The sequence below is a fragment of the Pseudomonas grimontii genome (assembly GCF_007858185.1).
Lineage (GTDB): Bacteria > Pseudomonadota > Gammaproteobacteria > Pseudomonadales > Pseudomonadaceae > Aquipseudomonas > Aquipseudomonas grimontii.
Genome location: NZ_VFES01000022.1, coordinates 56194 through 72977, shown reverse-complemented (window position 1 = coordinate 72977; position 16784 = coordinate 56194). Strand labels below are relative to the sequence as shown.

The 16784-nt window shown below is 61.5% G+C and carries 20 protein-coding genes; 12 read left to right on the top strand and 8 right to left on the bottom strand.

All coding sequences use genetic code 11. From position 1 onward, the window contains the following. Positions 1–86: 86 nt before the first annotated feature. Positions 87–755, bottom strand: a complete 669-nt coding sequence (gene ccmB, locus FIV39_RS26900; RefSeq protein ID WP_003172769.1) for a heme exporter protein CcmB — start codon at positions 753–755, stop codon at positions 87–89. Continuing rightward, complete coding sequence (gene ccmA / locus FIV39_RS26895) at positions 752–1387, bottom strand: cytochrome c biogenesis heme-transporting ATPase CcmA (protein ID WP_090407206.1); 636 nt, start codon at positions 1385–1387, stop codon at positions 752–754. Before ccmA ends, ccmB begins: the two co-directional genes overlap by 4 nt. A 200-nt stretch (positions 1388–1587) precedes the next feature. Here ccmA and fliK point away from each other — a divergent pair, with 200 nt between their 5' ends. After that, positions 1588–3165 (top strand): flagellar hook-length control protein FliK, encoded by a 1578-nt coding sequence (gene fliK / locus FIV39_RS26890; protein WP_090410090.1) that lies wholly within the window; start codon positions 1588–1590, stop codon positions 3163–3165. Next, the gene (locus FIV39_RS26885) at positions 3162–3491 is read left to right on the top strand and encodes an EscU/YscU/HrcU family type III secretion system export apparatus switch protein (protein ID WP_090407209.1); all 330 of its coding nucleotides are present in this window, start codon (positions 3162–3164) and stop codon (positions 3489–3491) included. The genes fliK and FIV39_RS26885 overlap by 4 nt, the downstream gene beginning before the upstream one ends. A 132-nt stretch (positions 3492–3623) precedes the next feature. On the opposite strand, the gene FIV39_RS26880 is transcribed toward FIV39_RS26885, so the two are convergent. Together FIV39_RS26880 and moaB are read right to left on the bottom strand one after the other, a co-directional pair. Further along, entirely contained in the window at positions 3624–4850 is a 1227-nt protein-coding gene (locus tag FIV39_RS26880; protein WP_090407212.1) for a molybdopterin molybdotransferase MoeA, read from the bottom strand. After that, the gene (gene moaB / locus FIV39_RS26875) at positions 4834–5373 is read right to left on the bottom strand and encodes a molybdenum cofactor biosynthesis protein B (RefSeq protein WP_090407214.1); all 540 of its coding nucleotides are present in this window, start codon (positions 5371–5373) and stop codon (positions 4834–4836) included. The genes FIV39_RS26880 and moaB overlap by 17 nt, the downstream gene beginning before the upstream one ends. Positions 5374–5449: 76 nt before the next feature. Between moaB and mobA the strand changes: the two genes are divergently transcribed. After that, positions 5450–6052 carry a molybdenum cofactor guanylyltransferase MobA gene (mobA, locus tag FIV39_RS26870; protein WP_090410092.1) on the top strand — a complete coding sequence of 201 codons (603 nt, stop codon included), beginning with the start codon at positions 5450–5452 and terminating at the stop codon, positions 6050–6052. 81 nt (positions 6053–6133) lie between these two features. After that, positions 6134–6355, top strand: coding sequence for a YgdI/YgdR family lipoprotein (locus FIV39_RS26865; protein WP_090407216.1), 222 nt, complete (start codon positions 6134–6136; stop codon positions 6353–6355). Between the two features lie 55 nt (positions 6356–6410). Here FIV39_RS26865 and FIV39_RS26860 read toward each other — a convergent pair whose 3' ends face one another. The 3 genes from FIV39_RS26860 to FIV39_RS26850 form a co-directional block, all read right to left on the bottom strand. Then, positions 6411–7301 carry a pseudouridine synthase gene (locus FIV39_RS26860; RefSeq protein ID WP_090407219.1) on the bottom strand — a complete coding sequence of 297 codons (891 nt, stop codon included), beginning with the start codon at positions 7299–7301 and terminating at the stop codon, positions 6411–6413. A gap of 71 nt (positions 7302–7372) precedes the next feature. Continuing rightward, positions 7373–7708, bottom strand: coding sequence for a transcriptional regulator (locus tag FIV39_RS26855; protein WP_090407222.1), 336 nt, complete (start codon positions 7706–7708; stop codon positions 7373–7375). A 74-nt stretch (positions 7709–7782) separates the two neighbouring features. Further along, positions 7783–8019, bottom strand: coding sequence for a glutaredoxin family protein (locus FIV39_RS26850; RefSeq protein WP_090407224.1), 237 nt, complete (start codon positions 8017–8019; stop codon positions 7783–7785). A 342-nt stretch (positions 8020–8361) separates the two neighbouring features. On the opposite strand from FIV39_RS26850, the gene FIV39_RS26845 reads away from it, so the two are divergent. Next, on the top strand, positions 8362–10098 hold the full coding sequence (locus FIV39_RS26845; protein WP_244176398.1) for a cation:proton antiporter: 1737 nt from the start codon (positions 8362–8364) through the stop codon (positions 10096–10098). Here FIV39_RS26845 and FIV39_RS26840 read toward each other — a convergent pair. After that, complete coding sequence (locus FIV39_RS26840) at positions 10085–11293, bottom strand: ammonium transporter (RefSeq protein WP_090410096.1); 1209 nt, start codon at positions 11291–11293, stop codon at positions 10085–10087. The genes FIV39_RS26845 and FIV39_RS26840 overlap by 14 nt on opposite strands. A gap of 347 nt (positions 11294–11640) precedes the next feature. Here FIV39_RS26840 and FIV39_RS26835 point away from each other — a divergent pair, with 347 nt between their 5' ends. From FIV39_RS26835 to FIV39_RS26805, 7 genes are all read left to right on the top strand, one after another. Then, positions 11641–11955: a DUF883 family protein gene (locus FIV39_RS26835; protein WP_012723021.1), complete on the top strand. Its 315-nt coding sequence runs from the start codon at positions 11641–11643 to the stop codon at positions 11953–11955. 2 nt (positions 11956–11957) lie between these two features. Beyond that, positions 11958–12341: a phage holin family protein gene (locus tag FIV39_RS26830; protein WP_033901397.1), complete on the top strand. Its 384-nt coding sequence runs from the start codon at positions 11958–11960 to the stop codon at positions 12339–12341. Then, positions 12338–12676: a hypothetical protein gene (locus FIV39_RS26825; RefSeq protein WP_053130627.1), complete on the top strand. Its 339-nt coding sequence runs from the start codon at positions 12338–12340 to the stop codon at positions 12674–12676. The genes FIV39_RS26830 and FIV39_RS26825 overlap by 4 nt, the downstream gene beginning before the upstream one ends. 91 nt (positions 12677–12767) lie before the next feature. Next, entirely contained in the window at positions 12768–13931 is a 1164-nt protein-coding gene (locus FIV39_RS26820; RefSeq protein ID WP_090407228.1) for an EAL domain-containing protein, read from the top strand. A 71-nt stretch (positions 13932–14002) separates the two neighbouring features. Then, a complete protein-coding gene (locus FIV39_RS26815; protein ID WP_090407231.1) occupies positions 14003–15334 on the top strand; it encodes a deoxyguanosinetriphosphate triphosphohydrolase in 1332 nt (443 codons plus the stop codon). A gap of 171 nt (positions 15335–15505) precedes the next feature. Then, on the top strand, positions 15506–15901 hold the full coding sequence (locus FIV39_RS26810; RefSeq protein WP_090407233.1) for a response regulator: 396 nt from the start codon (positions 15506–15508) through the stop codon (positions 15899–15901). A 256-nt stretch (positions 15902–16157) separates the two neighbouring features. After that, the gene (locus FIV39_RS26805; protein ID WP_090407238.1) at positions 16158–16778 is read left to right on the top strand and encodes a response regulator transcription factor; all 621 of its coding nucleotides are present in this window, start codon (positions 16158–16160) and stop codon (positions 16776–16778) included. Positions 16779–16784: the final 6 nt, after the last annotated feature.

The following is a 16784-nucleotide window of genomic DNA, read 5'->3' as shown; positions in this document are numbered from 1 at the left end:
TTTCTCACGGTTGCTTCTCGTCATGGCGAGAAGCGTAGGGTCTTTCTTATGTTGAAGAGCTGACAGTGCCGCTTGGTCAGACCTCATTATTCACCGACGCTGATCTTCAGGCCGGCGGCTATAGCAAAGGGTGTCAGGGTTACCGCCAAGGCGGTCAGGCTGCCAAGCCACAGGAGGTAACCGGTCGCCGGCATGCCCATGAGCGCGGCTTGCAACGCGCCGCTGCCCAGGATCAGTACCGGGATGTACAAAGGCAGAATCAACAGGGCCAGCAACAGGCCACCCCGCTTCAAACCGACGGTCAACGCGGCACCCACTGCCCCCAACAGGCTGAGTACCGGAGTGCCGAGCAGCAGGCTCAGCAGCAGGATCGGCAGGCACTCGCTGGGCAATCCCAACATCATTGCCAACAGTGGCGAGAGCAAGACTAGCGCCAAGCCGGAAAAAGCCCAGTGTGCCAGTACCTTGGCCAGTACCAGAAGTGGCAGGGGGTGCGACGAAAGGACCCACTGTTCGAGGGAACCGTCTTCGAAATCACTGCGAAACAGCCCGTCCAGCGAGAGCAGGACGGACAAAAGGGCCGCGACCCACACCAGTCCCGGCGACAAGGTTTGCAACAGTTTAGTCTCGGGGCCGACCGCCAACGGGAACAACGCGATCACGATGGCAAAGAACACCAGCGGATTGGCCAATTCGGCCGGACGACGGCACAGCAACCGCGCTTCGCGGGCGACCAACAAGGCAAACACACTCATACCGACCACCGGCCCAGGTCAAGGTCGCGGTAACCGACAGGCATGCGCGCCAGGGTGTGGTGGGTGGTGAGCACCACCTGGCCGCCCTGCTCGCAATGTCGCGCCAGGTGTTCTTCCAATTGGGTGACGCCTTGTTTGTCGAGGGCGGTGAAGGGTTCGTCGAGGATCCACAGCGGCGGGCCCGGCAGGTACAGGCGCGCCAGGGCCACGCGGCGCTGCTGGCCGGCGGACAGGGTGTGACAGGGAACGTCTTCGAAACCCTTGAGGCCCACGGCGGCCAGGGCCTGCCAGATGGCTTCGCGGCTCGCGGGATGGTGCAGGGCGCTGAGCCAGCTGAGGTTTTCTTCGGCGGTGAGCACGTCCTTGATTCCGGCGGCGTGGCCGATCCAGATCAGGTTGCGCGCCAGTTCGGTGCGTTGTTCGTTGAGCGGCTTGCCGTTCAGCCGAACTTCACCCGCCGTGGGCTGCATCAGGCCGGCCAGCAGACGCAGCAGACTGGTCTTGCCGCTGCCGTTAGGGCCGCTGATCTGCACCATGTCGCCGCCCGCCACACACAGGTCGAGATGCTCGAACAGCAGACGCAGGTCGCGTTCACAGGAGAGCGCTACGGCTTCAAGAAGAGGGCTGGTCAAGAGATCGCGGGCCTTTACGGTTCAAGTCGGCGGTGCAGCGGCCGTTATAGAAAGAAGCACAATAACGGCTTTGGCGACCGATTTTAGAGAGCTGGATCAAATAGTTGTGAGGTTTTTACCGCTCTCTTTGCAGACGGGCGGCATTATACATGCGATGCCCTACGCTAAAGAGGGCAATTTCCCCAGAGACGATGCGCACGATGACCGGCGAGATCAACCTTCCTACGCTCCCTCCCACCCCGGCAGCCGGGCAAAGCCCTGCGCCTGCGCCTGGGGCACTGCTGAAACTACTGGAGCCGCAGACCGGGCTGATCGACCCGGGCAAAACCGTGAACGCCGAGGTGCTCGCCCTGAAACAAGGCGGTGAGGCGTTTCAGCTGTTGCTGAAGCTGACCCTTGAAGGCGGCCGCCAGACGCTGGTGCAAGCCAGCAGCGCACAACCCTTGCCGTTGGGCAGTAACGTGGCGGTGAGCCAGACACCCGCCGGCAACTTGACCATCAGCCTGCAACAAGCCTTGAGCGCCAACGTTGCCGCCCTCACCCGTATCGATACGGCCAGGATGCCGGAAGGCACCCTGCTGCAGGCCAAGGTGCTGACTACACAACTGCTGCCCCAGGGCACGGCGCAGCCGGCGGTCTACCGCTCGTTGGTGACGGTGCTCAATAACGCCCTGGCGGGTGCGACCCTGACCGTGGAAAGCCCGCAACCGTTGCGCGTGGGCAGCTTGCTCAGCGCCGTGGTGCAGAACGCGCAAACCTTGAACTTCGTGCCGTTGAGCGGCCTCAAGGATCAATTGGCCGTCACCCAGCAACTGTCGACCCAGCAAAGTCGCCAGGGCTCGCTGGACGCGGTGTTCACCGCCCTGCAGAACCTGCCCCGGGGTGACAGTACCTCCACCGAACTGCGGGCTGCGGCGGATCGTTTACTGGCCGCCTTGCCCGACCTGGCACAGGTGAGCAACCCCAAGGTGCTGGCCCAGGTGATCCAGAACAGCGGAGCCTTTCTTGAAGCCAAATTGCTGGCTGGGCAAAACCCGCAAGTGCCGCCGCTGGATATGAAGGGCGCGCTGCTGCGCCTGGTCGCCGACCTACTGCCTGCCTTGCCCGCCAGCACCAACCTGAATGCCATTCTTGCCGCCAACACCCTGGCCCAAGTGCTGCCCAACTTCGTACGCAGCCCGTTGGGCACCCTCGGTCAGGTCGGCGCGCGCCAGGTACCCGCAGGTTTCCCGCTGCCGGAACGGCTGATGGCCAAACTGGAGGGCGAAGGCGACCTGGAAAATCTGCTGCGCCTGGCCGCCGGGGCCATTTCCCGCTTACAGAGCCACCAGCTGTCGAGCCTGGAGCAAACCGGCACCACCGCCGACGGCCGCCTGCAAACCACCTGGCAGTTGGAAATCCCCATGCGCACCCTGCAAGACATCGTGCCATTACAGGTCAAGTTCCAGCGCGAAGAGCCGGCGCCGGACAAGGACCAACCCGAACGCAAGGACAAAAAAGATCCGAAGCAAATGCTCTGGCGCGTCGAACTGGCCTTCGACATGGAGCCTCTGGGGCCGTTGCAGGTCCAGGCGCAACTGACCCAGGGCAAACTGTCCAGCCAGCTTTGGGCAACGCGACCTTTCACCGCCAGCCTGATCGAAAGCCATCTGGGCAATCTACGCGAACGGCTGGTGACTTCGGGCATCAACGTCGGCGACCTGGATTGCCACCTCGGCACACCGCCGCGCGGGCCAAAAACCGGACTGGAACAACGCTGGGTGGATGAGACCGCATGAAGAACGCCAACCCGCCGCGCCAGGCGATTGCCCTCAAGTACGACGGCCAACAAGCCCCGACCTTGTCCGCCAAGGGCGATGACGCCCTGGCTGAAGCCATCCTCAAGTTGGCGCGGGAAAATGAAGTGCCTATCTATGAGAACGCCGAGCTGGTGAAACTGCTGGCACGCATGGAGTTGGGCGACAGTATTCCGGAAGAGTTGTACCGCACGATTGCCGAAATCATCGCGTTTGCCTGGACCTTGAAAGGCAAGTTCCCGGTGGGCTATGACCCGGATGCGGGGCCGGTGGAGCGGGATGTGACCGAGCGTGGCGACGACTACTGAATAGCCACAGGCATATACAGGTTCAAATGTGGGAGGCGGCTTGCCCCCGATAAGCGGTGGTTTGAGCTACACAAGTTAGGTAACTGATACTCCGCCATCGGGGGCAAGCCCCCTCCCACATTTGGATTGGGGTCAATTCAAGACTTCGCTTAGCGGGATGAAATTGACTCGATCACCGATGTCCAGCGTCGTGCCTTCCAACACCTCCACAAACCCCTCCGCCCACGCCGCACTGCGCAGCACGCCGGAGCTCTGGTTGCGGTAGATGATCGCCTTGCCCTGCTCGATGCGCCCGCGCAGATACTCGCGACGATTGCCCGGCTTGGGCCAGGTGAACCCCACCGGCACGTCGAAACGCAGCGGCTCTACGTCTGCTACACCTTGGCGGCGCAGCAAGTACGGGCGCGCCAACAGCGCAAAGGTCACCAGGGTCGAAGCCGGGTTACCCGGCAGGCCGATCACCGGCACGCCACGGAAATGGCCAAAAGTCAGGGGTTTGCCCGGCTTGATCGCCAGCTTCCATAACGCCAGTTCACCCTCTTCGCGCAGGGCGATACCGAGGAAGTCCGCCTCGCCCACCGACACACCGCCCGTGGACAAAATCAGATCCACCGCGCTCAAGCCTGCCAGTCTGGAACGGGTCTGTTCCAGGTCATCCGGCAGGATGCCAGCGTCTATGACTTCGCAACCCATGCGCTTCAGCCAACTGCACAACACGCGGCGGTTGCTGTTGTAGATCTGGCCCGGACCGAGCGGCAAACCGGGTTCGATCAGTTCATCGCCAGTGGACAACACGGCGACACGCGGGCGGCGGATCACGTCCAGGCGGTCACGGCCCAGGGATGCCGCCAGGCCGAGCTCGATCGGGCCCAGGCGCGTACCGGCCGCGAGCACTAACTCGCCGACGGTGGTTTCCTGGCCCTGGGGGCGAATGTTCTGGTCTGGGCGCAACGGCTCGGTAAAGCTCACGCGCTCATCGGCGTGGACGACGGCGTTTTCCTGCATTTCCACGCAGTCCGCGCCTTCCGGTACCGGCGCCCCGGTGAAGATGCGTGCGCAAGTGCCGGCGGCCAGCGGCTGCGGCGCCTGGCCGGCAAAGATACGCTGGCTGACGGGCAACGGTTCACCGGTCCAATCCGCCAGGCATATGGCGTAACCGTCCATGGCGCTGTTGGGCCAGGGCGGCAGGTCGAGGGTGGAGACCAGGTCCTGCGCCAACACCCGACCATCGCACTCGGCCAGGGGCAGCCGTTGCTGCTCGCGGATGGGCGCGGCGTCGGCCATCGCCAGCAGCTGCTGCAGGGCTTGTTCTACCGGCATCAGGGCGCCGGTCTTGCCGGGCTTACCCACGGGATTCACAGGGTTCGGCGAGCTTCAGGTGCGGCACGAAATTGCACGGGCGATGACGGTTATCCAGTTGTTCGGCGAGGATCCCATCCCAACCGGTGCGCACCGCATTGGTGGAGCCCGGCAGGCAGCACACCAGGGTGCCGTTGGCCAGGCCGGCCAGGGCGCGGGATTGCACGGTGGAGGTGCCGATGTCGGCCACGGAGATCTGGCGGAACAGTTCGCCAAAGCCATCGACCTGTTTGTCGAGCAGGCAGCTGACGGCTTCGGGGGTGCTGTCGCGGCCGGTGAAGCCGGTGCCGCCGGTGATCAACACAACCTGCACCACGTCTTCGGCGATCCAGTGGGCGACCTGGGCGCGGATTTTGTAGAGGTCGTCCTTGAGCAGCACACGCTCGGCCAGGTTGTGGCCGGCGGCAGTGAGGCGGTCGACGAAGACCTGGCCCGAGGTATCGGTGTCCAGGGTGCGGGTGTCGCTGACGGTCAATACAGCGATATTCAGGGCTACGAAGGGCGCATCGGCCTTGGCTTTCATGGCACGGTCCGGTTGTCGAAGGAACAGCCCGATGTTATATCACAGGCCCCTGTTCAGCTGCCTGCGCGGAACCCACATGCCACTCGATTCAATACCCCTGCCCTGTTCGATCCTGCTGTTGGCCGGTGGCCGCGGCCAGCGCATGGGCGGCCAGGATAAAGGCCTGCTGGACTGGCACGGCCTGCCCTTGATCGCACACTTGCAGCGCCTGGTGCGGCCACTGACCGATGACTTGATCATCTCGTGCAACCGCAACCAGGCGCAGTACGCGCCCTATGCCGACCAGTTGGTGAGCGACGACAGCCCGGACTTCCCCGGCCCGCTGGCCGGTATCCGCGCGGGCCTGGCCGCCGCGCGCCATGAGCACCTGCTGATCCTGCCGTGTGATGTGCCCCATATCGATGCCCGACTGCTCGCCGACCTGCGTGAAACCGCACAACGCAATCCATTGTTGCCGGTGATGGTGCGCCACGGTGAATTCTGGGAACCCTTGATCTGCATCATCCCCATCGGCCTGCAAACCGAGGTAGAACAAGCCTGGCATGCCGGTGAACGCAGCCCCCGAAAGATCCTCCTGCAATTGGGCGGCGTGGGCCTGGAATGCCCAACCGATGACCCGCGCCTGGCCAACCTGAATACACCAGAGCTGTTGCGCCCAAGGTTTGACGTGTCAGAATGAAGCTTCGCTTAAGGAACTTTGGCGACGTCTCACACGTCACAAGGTCAGCAATCAAAAAGTATTCTCTCGGAGACAACACCCATGACTCACCGGACCATCGCCGCTCTCATGCTTGCACTGGGCCTCGCTACCCTCGCCGGTTGCGCCTCGCCGACAGTGATCACCCTGAATGACGGTCGCGAAATCCAGGCCGTCGACACCCCGAAATACAACGAAGATTCGGGTTTCTACGAATTCGAACAGCTTGACGGCAAGCGTACCCGCATCAACAAAGATCAGGTTCGCACCGTTAAAGACCTGTAAGTCTTAGCGCTTGCACACAAGGCCCGCCTCGCGCGGGCCTTGTCGTTTCCGGGGGTCACCAGTCGAGGGTGATCCGGCTGCGGAAGCTGCGTTCTTCACCGGTGACGGGGTCGATAAACCGCACGCCCTGGGCCAGCAGCTTGAGGGGATTGGCGTAATCGTCCACAGCATCCTTGATCACGTCCGGGTAGAACGGATCGTTGCAGATACTCGCCCCCAGCGCGGTCATATGCACACGCAACTGGTGCTTCTTGCCGGTCACGGGAAACAGGCCGTAACGCCATAAGTCGCCGTTCTTTTCCCGCACGTCCACGGCTGTTTCGGTGTTGCTGGCGCCGGGGCCTTCCTGCATGCGGAAGAAAGGTTCGCCATCCACCAGGCGACTTTTGTGCACTAACGGGAACGTCAGCCCAGGTAAGGCCGGGGCGATGGCTTCGTAGAATTTATCGATCTGGCGCGTGGGAAACAGCTGCTGATAGGCCGAGCGGCTGGCGGGGTTGGCCGAGAACAACACCAGCCCGGCGGTGTGCCGGTCGATACGGTGCAGCGGCACCAGCGCAGGGTTGTCCAGGCGGCGGATCAGGCGGCGCAGCAGGGTTTGCTCGACGTACTCGCCGGCCGGGGTCACGGGCAGGAAGTGCGGTTTGTCCGCCACGACCAAGTGCTCGTCGGCGTACAGGATAGTTTCCTGCACCGGGATCACTTTTTCGTTGGGTACTTCACGGAAGTAATAGATGCACAGGCCTTCCTTGTAGGCCAGGTCCAGGCTGATCGGGCTGCCGTTGACATCCAGCACCCGTCCCCGGGCGATGCGGTCCAGCCAGTGTTCACGACTGATCGCCGCAAAGTGCTCGCACAGGCACTCCAGCACCGTCGCCCACGGGCCAGGTGGCAGGTACAGGGTGCTGGCTTGGTGCTGGGACGCAGAAAAAGCGGATGTAGACATGAAGTGCTCGAAGCCTGGAAAAACAGGCGGGCATTATCCCGCACGAAGCGGGATTGAGCCTAGGGTAGATCTCAGGCCTTGACCAATTCCGCGCGCAGGATCGGCGAAGCACTCGCCGCCTCGGTGAACTCCTTGAGCCAGCGCAGCACGTCCACCGCTTCCCAGCGACCGGGATCGTAAAGCGCGTACAACAGGCCCTGATAGCCCACCACATCAAGCTGCTTGTGATAACCGGCGCGCTGGAACAACGCCTCGATCTCCGCAAAGCAGGTATTGAAATGCACTTTGTTAAACGGCGTCTTGCCTTCCGTGACCAGGCCGTCGAGGCGCAGCTCGTTCACCGCGTCGCGCACGACATCGGCAGACATGCGATTGACGCTGCTTTTCAGTTGTTCAACATTCACCACGGGCGTTCCCTCTATTCAATCGCTGTACAAACATACAGTAACGTAATATTCGGAAACTCGCCATCGCCTAAACGTCAGCGAAGGAAGGCGACAACCTGATCAGTGTCGAAAGGCCAATCCAGTTCAGCTCCGGTATCTACCCTTCGAAGCACCGGAATCCTTAGGCCGTAGGCGTCGGTCAGGTCTTCGGGGTCGGCGATATCAACCAACTCGACCAGCAACCCGCGCTCGACGAGCGGCATGATTTCGGCTTCGGCAATTTCACAAAGATGGCAACCCAGGGTGCCGAACAACTGGCATTCAGGAAGCATGACAAATGGCCCTGATCAGTAAGTAGACGAGCATTCTAAGCCTGACAAAACCCTGTGGCGAGCGGGCTTTCTGTGGCAAACGGGCTTGTTGTGGCGAGCGGGCTTGCCCCGCGTTGGGGCGCGAAGCGGCCCCGGTAGTGCCACCGCGCTCCTTCAGACAGAAATACGGTGCTTGTTTTGGGGCCGCTTCGCAGCCCAACGCGGGGCAAGCCCGCTCGCCACAGGTACAGCGTTCGCTCTCCGGAAACCCGCCGGCCACAATAAACCCTGACTCAGATCACCATGGCCTATAACTGATTCAGCGATTCTCGCGGCTTTTTGCCCGCTCACCCTGCAACGGAGATGCTTGTGTTCGCCAACCTGCTGATCATTCTGGCCTCATCCCTGGTGGTGATTGCACTGTTTCGCCGGCTGCAGTTGCCACCCGTGCTGGGCTACCTGTGCGTGGGCCTGGCCGTGGGGCCCACCGCCCTGGACTGGGTGAATGACAGCGAAGAGCTGCCTGACCTCGCCGAACTGGGCGTAGTGTTCCTGCTGTTTTCCCTGGGCCTGGAGTTTTCCCTGACCAAGATGCTCGCCCTGCGCCGCGTGGTGTTTGGCCTGGGCAGCTTGCAGGTGCTGGGTTGCAGCGTGCTGCTGGGGGGCTTGTTGATGGCCTTTGGTGTGGCGCCGGGCATCGCCTTGTTGCTGGGAGCGGGGCTGACGCTCTCATCCACGGCGATCGTCAGCAAGGAGCTGACCAGCCTCGGCGAAATCTTCAGCAGCCATGGCCAGAACGCGATCGGCGTGTTGCTGTTCCAGGATGTGGTGGCGGTGTTGTTGCTGACGTTGGTACCGGTGTTCGCCGGCAGCAGCGAGCAGGCCTGGTACTGGGCATTGCCGCTGACGCTGGGCAAAACCGTGGTGTTGTTCGTGGGCCTGCTGCTCGCCAGTCGCTGGTTATTGCCGCGCTTGTTTCATGAGGTCGCCGCTTCCCATTCGGCAGAGCTGTTTGTGCTACTGGCGCTGGTGATCGTCTTGCTGACGGCCTGGCTCACCCACTTGCTGGGCCTCTCCCCTGCCCTCGGCGCCTTCCTGGCCGGCATGCTGCTGGGCGAAAGCCATTACCGCCATCAGATCGAAGCGGATATCCGGCCCTTTCGCGACATCCTGCTGGGGCTGTTTTTCGTCAGCATCGGCATGCTTATCGACCTGCAGTTGTTCGTCAGCCACAGCCTGTTGATCCTTGGCATGACCCTCGCGCTGATGCTGATCAAAGGGTGTGTGGTGGCTGCGTTGGTCAAGCTGCGTGGCAGCGACAGTGAAACCGCCTGGCGCAGCGGCCTGGCACTGGCCCAGGGCGGTGAGTTCTGTTTTGCGCTGATGGCGCAGATGCAGCAGAGCCGGTTGGTCCCCGATGAATTCAACGGTTTGCTGCTCGCCGCCACGTTCTGTTCGATGCTGTTGACCCCACTGCTGCTGCGCGCCGCGCCGGCGATTGCCCTGCGCCTGCACCGCAAGCCCAACCAACAGGTGCAATTGGAACAGATCACCGCCCTCAACGCCCAATTACAAGGGCATGCGGTCATCTGCGGCTATGGCCGGGTCGGGCAATCCATCGGGCGCTTTCTGCGCAATGAGCAACAGGCGTTTATCGCCCTCGATGACGACCCGGAACGGGTGCAGGAAGCCGCCACCGAAGACAGCAGCGTGCATTACGGCGACTGTCGTCGCGGTGCCCTACTCAGTGCGGTGGGCCTGGAACGGGCGCGCCTGGTGGTGATTGCCGTGGACAACAGTGATGTCGCCCTGGCGGTGCTCAAGGAAGCACGCCATATCAACCCCGACGTGCCAATCCTGGTGCGCACCCGCGATGACAGCCAGTGGGCTGAATTGAAAGCCGCGGGCGCCAGCGAAGTGGTGCCCGAGCTGCTGGAGTCGAGCCTGATGCTCGCCTCGCACGCCTTGATTCTGCTGGGCCTGCCGGACCAACAGGTGCAGGCGCGGGTCGATGAAGTACGGCATAACCGCTATCGCCTGCTGCACGGTTTTTACACACACCCGAACACCGACGAAGAGGCGCCGATCAGTCCTGACTGACCGCACCGATCTTGTGGATCGACAGGTCTGCGCCGTAATACTCCTCTTCCTGGCTCAGGCGCAGCCCGTGCACGCGCTTGATCACGCCGTACACCAGCAGGCCGCCGCCGAACGCCACGGCCACACCAAGCCCCGTGCCGATCAATTGGCTGATCAGGCTCACGCCGCCCAATCCACCCAGCGCCGTCTGGCCAAAAATGCCGCACGCAATCCCGCCCCATACCCCGCACAGGCCATGCAGTGGCCATACACCCAACACGTCGTCGATCTTCCAGCGATCCTGGGCGGCGATAAAGCACCACACAAACAGCCCGCCCGCGACCACACCGGTGACCAGCGCGCCCACCGGGTGCATCAGGTCGGAACCGGCGCAGATCGCCACCAGACCGGCCAACGGACCGTTGTGCAGGAAGCCGGGGTCATTGCGGCCGATCACCAGGGCGGCAACGGTGCCACCCACCATGGCCATCAGCGAGTTGACCGCCACCAGGCCGCTGACACCGTCGAGGGTTTGCGCGCTCATCACGTTAAAGCCGAACCAGCCGACGATCAAAATCCACGAGCCCAGGGCCAGGAACGGAATACTCGACGGCGCGAATGCGACCAGGCGCCCTTCGCGGTAGCGCCCATTGCGTGGGCCCAGCAGCAACACCGCCGCCAGCGCCAGCCAGCCGCCCATGGCATGCACCACCACGGAGCCGGCAAAATCATGGAAGCTGGCGCCGAACGTCTTGAGCAGCCAGGCCTGCAGGCCGAAATTGCCGTTCCACACCATGCCTTCGAAAAACGGATAGATAAACGCCACGATCAGCGCGGTGGCGCACAACTGCGGAGCGAACTTTGCACGCTCCGCAATACCGCCGGAGATGATCGCTGGGATCGCTGCTGCAAACGTCAGCAGGAAGAAGAACTTCACCAGGCCGTAACCATGATCGGCGCTGATCACGGCCGCCGGTTGCATGAAGCTCACACCATAGGAGATCCAATAGCCTATAAAGAAATAGGCCAGGGTGGAGATGGCGAAGTCGCTGAGGATCTTCGACAGGGCGTTGACCTGGTTTTTCTGGCGCACCGTCCCGACTTCCAGAAACGCGAAGCCGGCGTGCATGGCCAGGACCATGACCGCACCGATCAGGATAAACAGGGTATTGGAGCTGTGGACCAAGGTGTCCACCGCACTTTGCAAATTTTCCATGGAGGTTGGCAGGCCTGCGTTAAAGGCAAAAAGCACCAAAGCGGTTCAAGCCAGGGGTTGCGCGCACTAAATTGGCACCACCGGCACCGCCCCTCTTCAGAGGGCGTGAACCGCTTTAGCGCAGCGTTCAACACAACAGGCTGTTGCCGACAGGGTTTTTCCGCGAGTTTCAGTTATTTAGGGTAAGGTTTTTCGAGACTTGAGCCCCGACCGCCCGGATTCAGCGCAAGCCCAGGGGCGTGCGCACCAAGGCAAAGCAAAAGCTGTACCACACAATTGCACTGAACCTTCACCGATACCGGTGACTCGAAACCACACGTACAGATCAGCCAATCACGGAGATAACCATGGCCAGAAGAACTGCAAAGACTGCTCAAGAAATACTGATGGCGGATTTTCAAACCCTGGTGACTGACACCGAAAGGTTGCTGGACGACACCAAGGTGCTTGCGGGCGACCAGGCCGATGAGCTGCGTGCCAAGATTCATGACACGCTGTTGCAGGCCCGCGAAACCCTCAAGCAAACCGAAGACTCGCTGCGCGAACGCGGCCAGGCGGCAGTTACCGCGACCGAAGATTACGTGCAGGCCAACCCTTGGCAGTCGGTAGGCATTGCCGCCGGCGTGGGCTTTCTGATCGGCCTGCTGGCCACAAGGCGCTAATCATGTCTATCGGCGAAACTGGCTCGTCCACTGGTACTACCTCGAGGCGACTGGGCGCGGCCGTTCTTGGCTTGCTGCACAGCCACGTCGAACTGTTTGGCATCGAATTGCAGGAGCAGAAGGCCCGCACCGTCAGCCTGCTGCTGTTTGCCGGCCTGGCGCTGGTGTTTGCCCTGTTGTTGCTGGTGGGATTATCGACATTGGTGATGATCCTGGTGTGGGACACCGGCTACCGCTTGACCGGCATCATTTGCCTCTGTGTGTTCTATACCCTGGCCGCCGCCTTCTGCGGGGTGCGCTTGAAAGCGGCAGTGTTCGATGAGTCCACGCCGTTCCACGCCACCCTCGAAGAGCTGGCCAATGATCGGGAGCGCCTGTTGCCATGAGCTCGAATGAAATCCAGCAAACCTCCCGCCGGGAAATGCGCAAGGCATTGATCCGCCTGCGCATGGAGATGCACCGCCAGGAGATTCGCCACGAGTCCCAGCAATTGATGGTGCCGCTGAACAAGGTGCGCAACATGGGCCAAAGCTTTCAGGGCGGCCTGGGCATCAAGCACGCGCCCCTGTGGGGCGTGGCCGCTGTAACGCTGATCGGTTTCTTCACCGGTAAGGGCGCCAAGGGCGGCGGGATCAGCAGTGTGACGCGCCTGGTTCGGCTCGGTGCCGGATTAATCCCGCTGATCAAACTGGCCATGCAGGGCAATTCTCGCAAAGGTTGAGCCTGCTGGCTGCATTCTTGCTAACAGAATCGGCCCGGTCCTCGTTTTCGAGGGCCGGGCCTTTTTTCGCCACCTCTCTTAAGGAGGCCCCGTGATCGACGGGCAACCGCTCGCCTGTTTCCAGCCGTTTATCGACACCGCCACCGGTCGTATTGCTGGCGTCGAAGCCTTGGGCCGTCTACGCCAGGCTGACGGCTGCTTGCAGTCCGTGGGCCCATTGTTCGCCGACCCGCGCACCCCGGGCGCCACCTTGCGCCGTCTCGACCGGCAGATCCGCGACAATGCCTTGAGCCGCCTGCATGAAGCCCCCGAAGACTGGTTCCTCAGCCTGAATATCTCGCCGCGCTGGATCAACCAACTGCGCCCGGGCCAGGCGCTGCCAAGCCTCAAACAGATCCACGCCCATGGCGTCGATCCGCAGCGCATCGTGTTCGAGATCACCGAATTGGGCGGTGACATCCAGCGCCTGGCCGAGGTGGTGGCACGCTATCGCCAGGCCGGTGCACGCATCGCCATCGATGATTTCGGCGCCGGCTACTCACAGCTTGACCGGGTGTTGGCGTTGCAGCCGGATATTCTCAAGCTGGACATGCGCCTGTTCCAGGAAGCGGCACGGGGCGGACCGAGCAGTGAGGTGGTGCGGGCATTGGCGCAAATGGCGGAAAAAACCGGCTGCTGGATCATTGCCGAGGGCGTGGAAACCGAAGCGCAACTGAGCTTCGCCCTGGAATGCGGTTCGCGCTATGTGCAGGGCTATCTGTTTGCCCAGGCACAGTTGGACTGGTTCGCCACCGATGCATTCGTGCCGCGTTTTGACCAACTGCGCGCGGCGTATGTCCAGCAGAAGCTGGCCGAACGCGGACGCATCATGCTACTGCGCCAGCAATTGGCCGAACTGATGAAGATCCTGCAAACCTGGGCACAGGCTCAAGCCCCGCTGGATCACTTGCCCCAACTGCCGGCTTTCCCCTGGCTGCTGCGCTTTTACCAGTGCGACCGACATGGCACCCAGTTAACCCCCAACTTCGAATGGCGCCAGGACGCCTGGCAGGCCGACAGCCGCTACCTGGGCCACAACTGGTCCTGGCGGCCGTACTTCTATCACCTGCTGGCCGAAGGGTGGGAGGAGCGTCGTCTGACCTTATCTTCGACCTACCGTGACGCAACCACCAACCAGTACTGCCTCACCGCCGGACAATTCTTCGATAACGGTCAGCGCTTGCTGTTAATCGATATCGACGCGGCAGGCCTGTAGATTTTCGCTTGCCCCGTCAGGGCGGAACCGGGAAGCTGGGAGGGTCATTCACCGTACGGAGAGTACCCGCCTTGGATTGGCCCACCCTGCTTACCCGCGAACGCCTTGGAAAACCCCTGCACAGCCCGGAAGAACTCGGCCGCAGCCCGTTTCACAAAGACCATGACCGCATTATCTTCTCCGGCGCGTTTCGCCGCCTGGGCCGCAAGACCCAAGTGCACCCGGTGTCCAGCAACGACCATATCCATACACGCCTGACTCACTCCCTGGAAGTCAGCTGCGTAGGCCGCTCCCTCGGCATGCGCGTGGGCGAAACCCTGCGCAGCGCCCTGCCCGACTGGTGCGACCCGAGCGACCTGGGCATGGTGGTGCAATCGGCCTGCCTGGCCCATGACATCGGCAACCCACCGTTCGGGCATTCCGGCGAAGACGCCATCCGCCACTGGTTCCAGCAGGCAGCGGGGCGCGGCTGGCTGGACGACATGAGCTCCGCCGAGCGTAATGATTTCCTCAACTTCGAAGGCAATGCCCAAGGGTTCCGGGTACTGACCCAGCTGGAATACCACCAGTTCGACGGCGGCACGCGCCTGACCTACGCGACCTTGGGCACGTACCTCAAGTACCCCTGGACCGCGCGCCACGCCGACTCCCTGGGTTACAAGAAACATAAGTTCGGCTGCTACCAGAGCGAGTTGCCGATCCTCGAACAAATCGCCAGCAAGCTCGGCCTGCCGCAACTCGAGGAACAACGCTGGGCTCGCCACCCACTGGTCTATCTGATGGAGGCCGCGGACGACATCTGCTACGCCCTGATCGACCTGGAAGACGGCCTGGAAATGGACCTGCTGCAGTACGCCGAAGTCGAGTCACTGCTGCTCGACCTGGTGGGCGACGACCTGCCGCAGACTTACCGGCAACTGGGCTCCCAGGACTCACGCCGACGCAAGCTGGCAATCCTGCGCGGCAAGGCCATCGAGCACTTGACCAACGCAGCGGCGCGAGCCTTCGTCGAACAACAGGATGCCTTGCTTGCCGGCACCCTGCCCGGCGACCTGGTGGAACACATGCACGGCCCCGCCAAACGCTGCGTGCTGGACGCCAAGGACATGGCGCGCAAGAAGATCTTCCAGGACAAGCGCAAGACCTTGCACGAAATCGGCGCCTACACCACCCTGGAAATTCTGCTGAACGCCTTTTGCGGCGCGGCCCTGGAGCAGCACGGCGGGCGCACGCCGTCGTTCAAGAACCGGCGCATTCTCGACCTGCTGGGCAACAACGCGCCCGACCCTGCCTGGCCGTTGCACAAGTCGTTCCTGCGGATGATCGACTTTATCGCCGGCATGACCGACAGCTATGCCACCGAGATGGCACGGGAGATGACCGGGCGCTCCAGCCCCCAATAACCACACTGATCATGCCGCCTGTTCACTGAACAGAATCTGCCTACGATGGGAACAGAGCGGCCTGATCGAATTCGCACAAGCACCCGAAGAATAATCGCGCACGCTCCGGGCAGGTCTGGTGAACAGTTCCTACGTGCCCCCTATCGACGCTTGACTCACCGTGTGCCTTCTATGCCCAGTTACCCCCTTCGGATCCTGTTGGTGGAGGACCATCCCTTTCAACTGCTGGCCACCCAGTGCCTGCTGAGAAGCTTCGGCTTCGAGCACCTGGCCCCGGCCGAAAACGCCGAGCAGGCAATCCGCTTGATGACCGAGGCCGACGCGCCCTTCGACATCATCCTGTGTGACCAGTGCCTACCCGACCTGCCTGGGCTTGAATTGATTGAAATCGCCAGTCGCCAACGGTTTATCAAGGCCGCCATCTTGCTCAGCGGACTTCCCGAGGCAGAACTTTCAGCATTGCAAACCCAAGCCCTCAAACGTGGCCTGCCGTTGCTCGGTTATTTGCCAAAGCCGTTGAATAAAGATGAGCTTGCCCGTTTGACCCATACATTACTCACGTTATAAACGTAGGACTTTAAACAAATCGACCGTTCGGAAAATTCGCGCGCAACTACCGTAAAGTCCTTGTCATGACAGTTCAGCCCACGCCCCTGCGGAACGCTGCGCCCTCGCGTTGCAGCGCCTTAAGGATCGGTAGGCTTTTACCTTTTTTAATGTAGGAACTTTCCTATTTTATACCTGTTGCCACTCAAGTTCATGCTTACCCATCGGCTTCTGAGCTAATGTGCCCGCTTTATTTGTACTTGCATGGAATATGATCATGAACACAGTTTTTATTATTGACGACCATCCCGTTATAAGACTTGCCATACGAATGTTGTTGGAGCACGAAGAGAACTTCAAAGTAGTCGGCGAAACCGATAACGGATGCGACGCCATACAAATGGTCCGCGAATGCATGCCGGACCTGATCATCCTGGACATCAGCATTCCAAAACTCGACGGCCTGGAAGTGCTGTGCCGATTCAACGCCATGAACGCCTCGATGAAAACCCTGGTTCTGACGGCTCAATCCCCCACCCTGTTCGCCACGCGTTGCATGCGTTCGGGGGCCGATGGCTACGTGTGCAAGGAAGGCGACCTGAGCGAGCTGATGAGCGCCATCCGCGCCGTACTGTCCGGTTACAACTACTTCCCCAGCCAGGCCTTGACCCCCGGCGATGAGAGCGGCAAGGAACTTGAACTGTTCAAGGCCGTTAACGATCGTGAGTTGATGGTATTGCAACTTTTTGCACAAGGCCGCACCAACAAGGAAATCGCCAAAGGTATGTTCCTGAGTAACAAAACAGTAAGTACATATAAAAAGAGGCTGATGCAAAAACTTCAAGCCAAATCCTTGGTAGAACTTATCGAGATGGCAAAACGAAACGCGCTAGTGTGAGAAAGC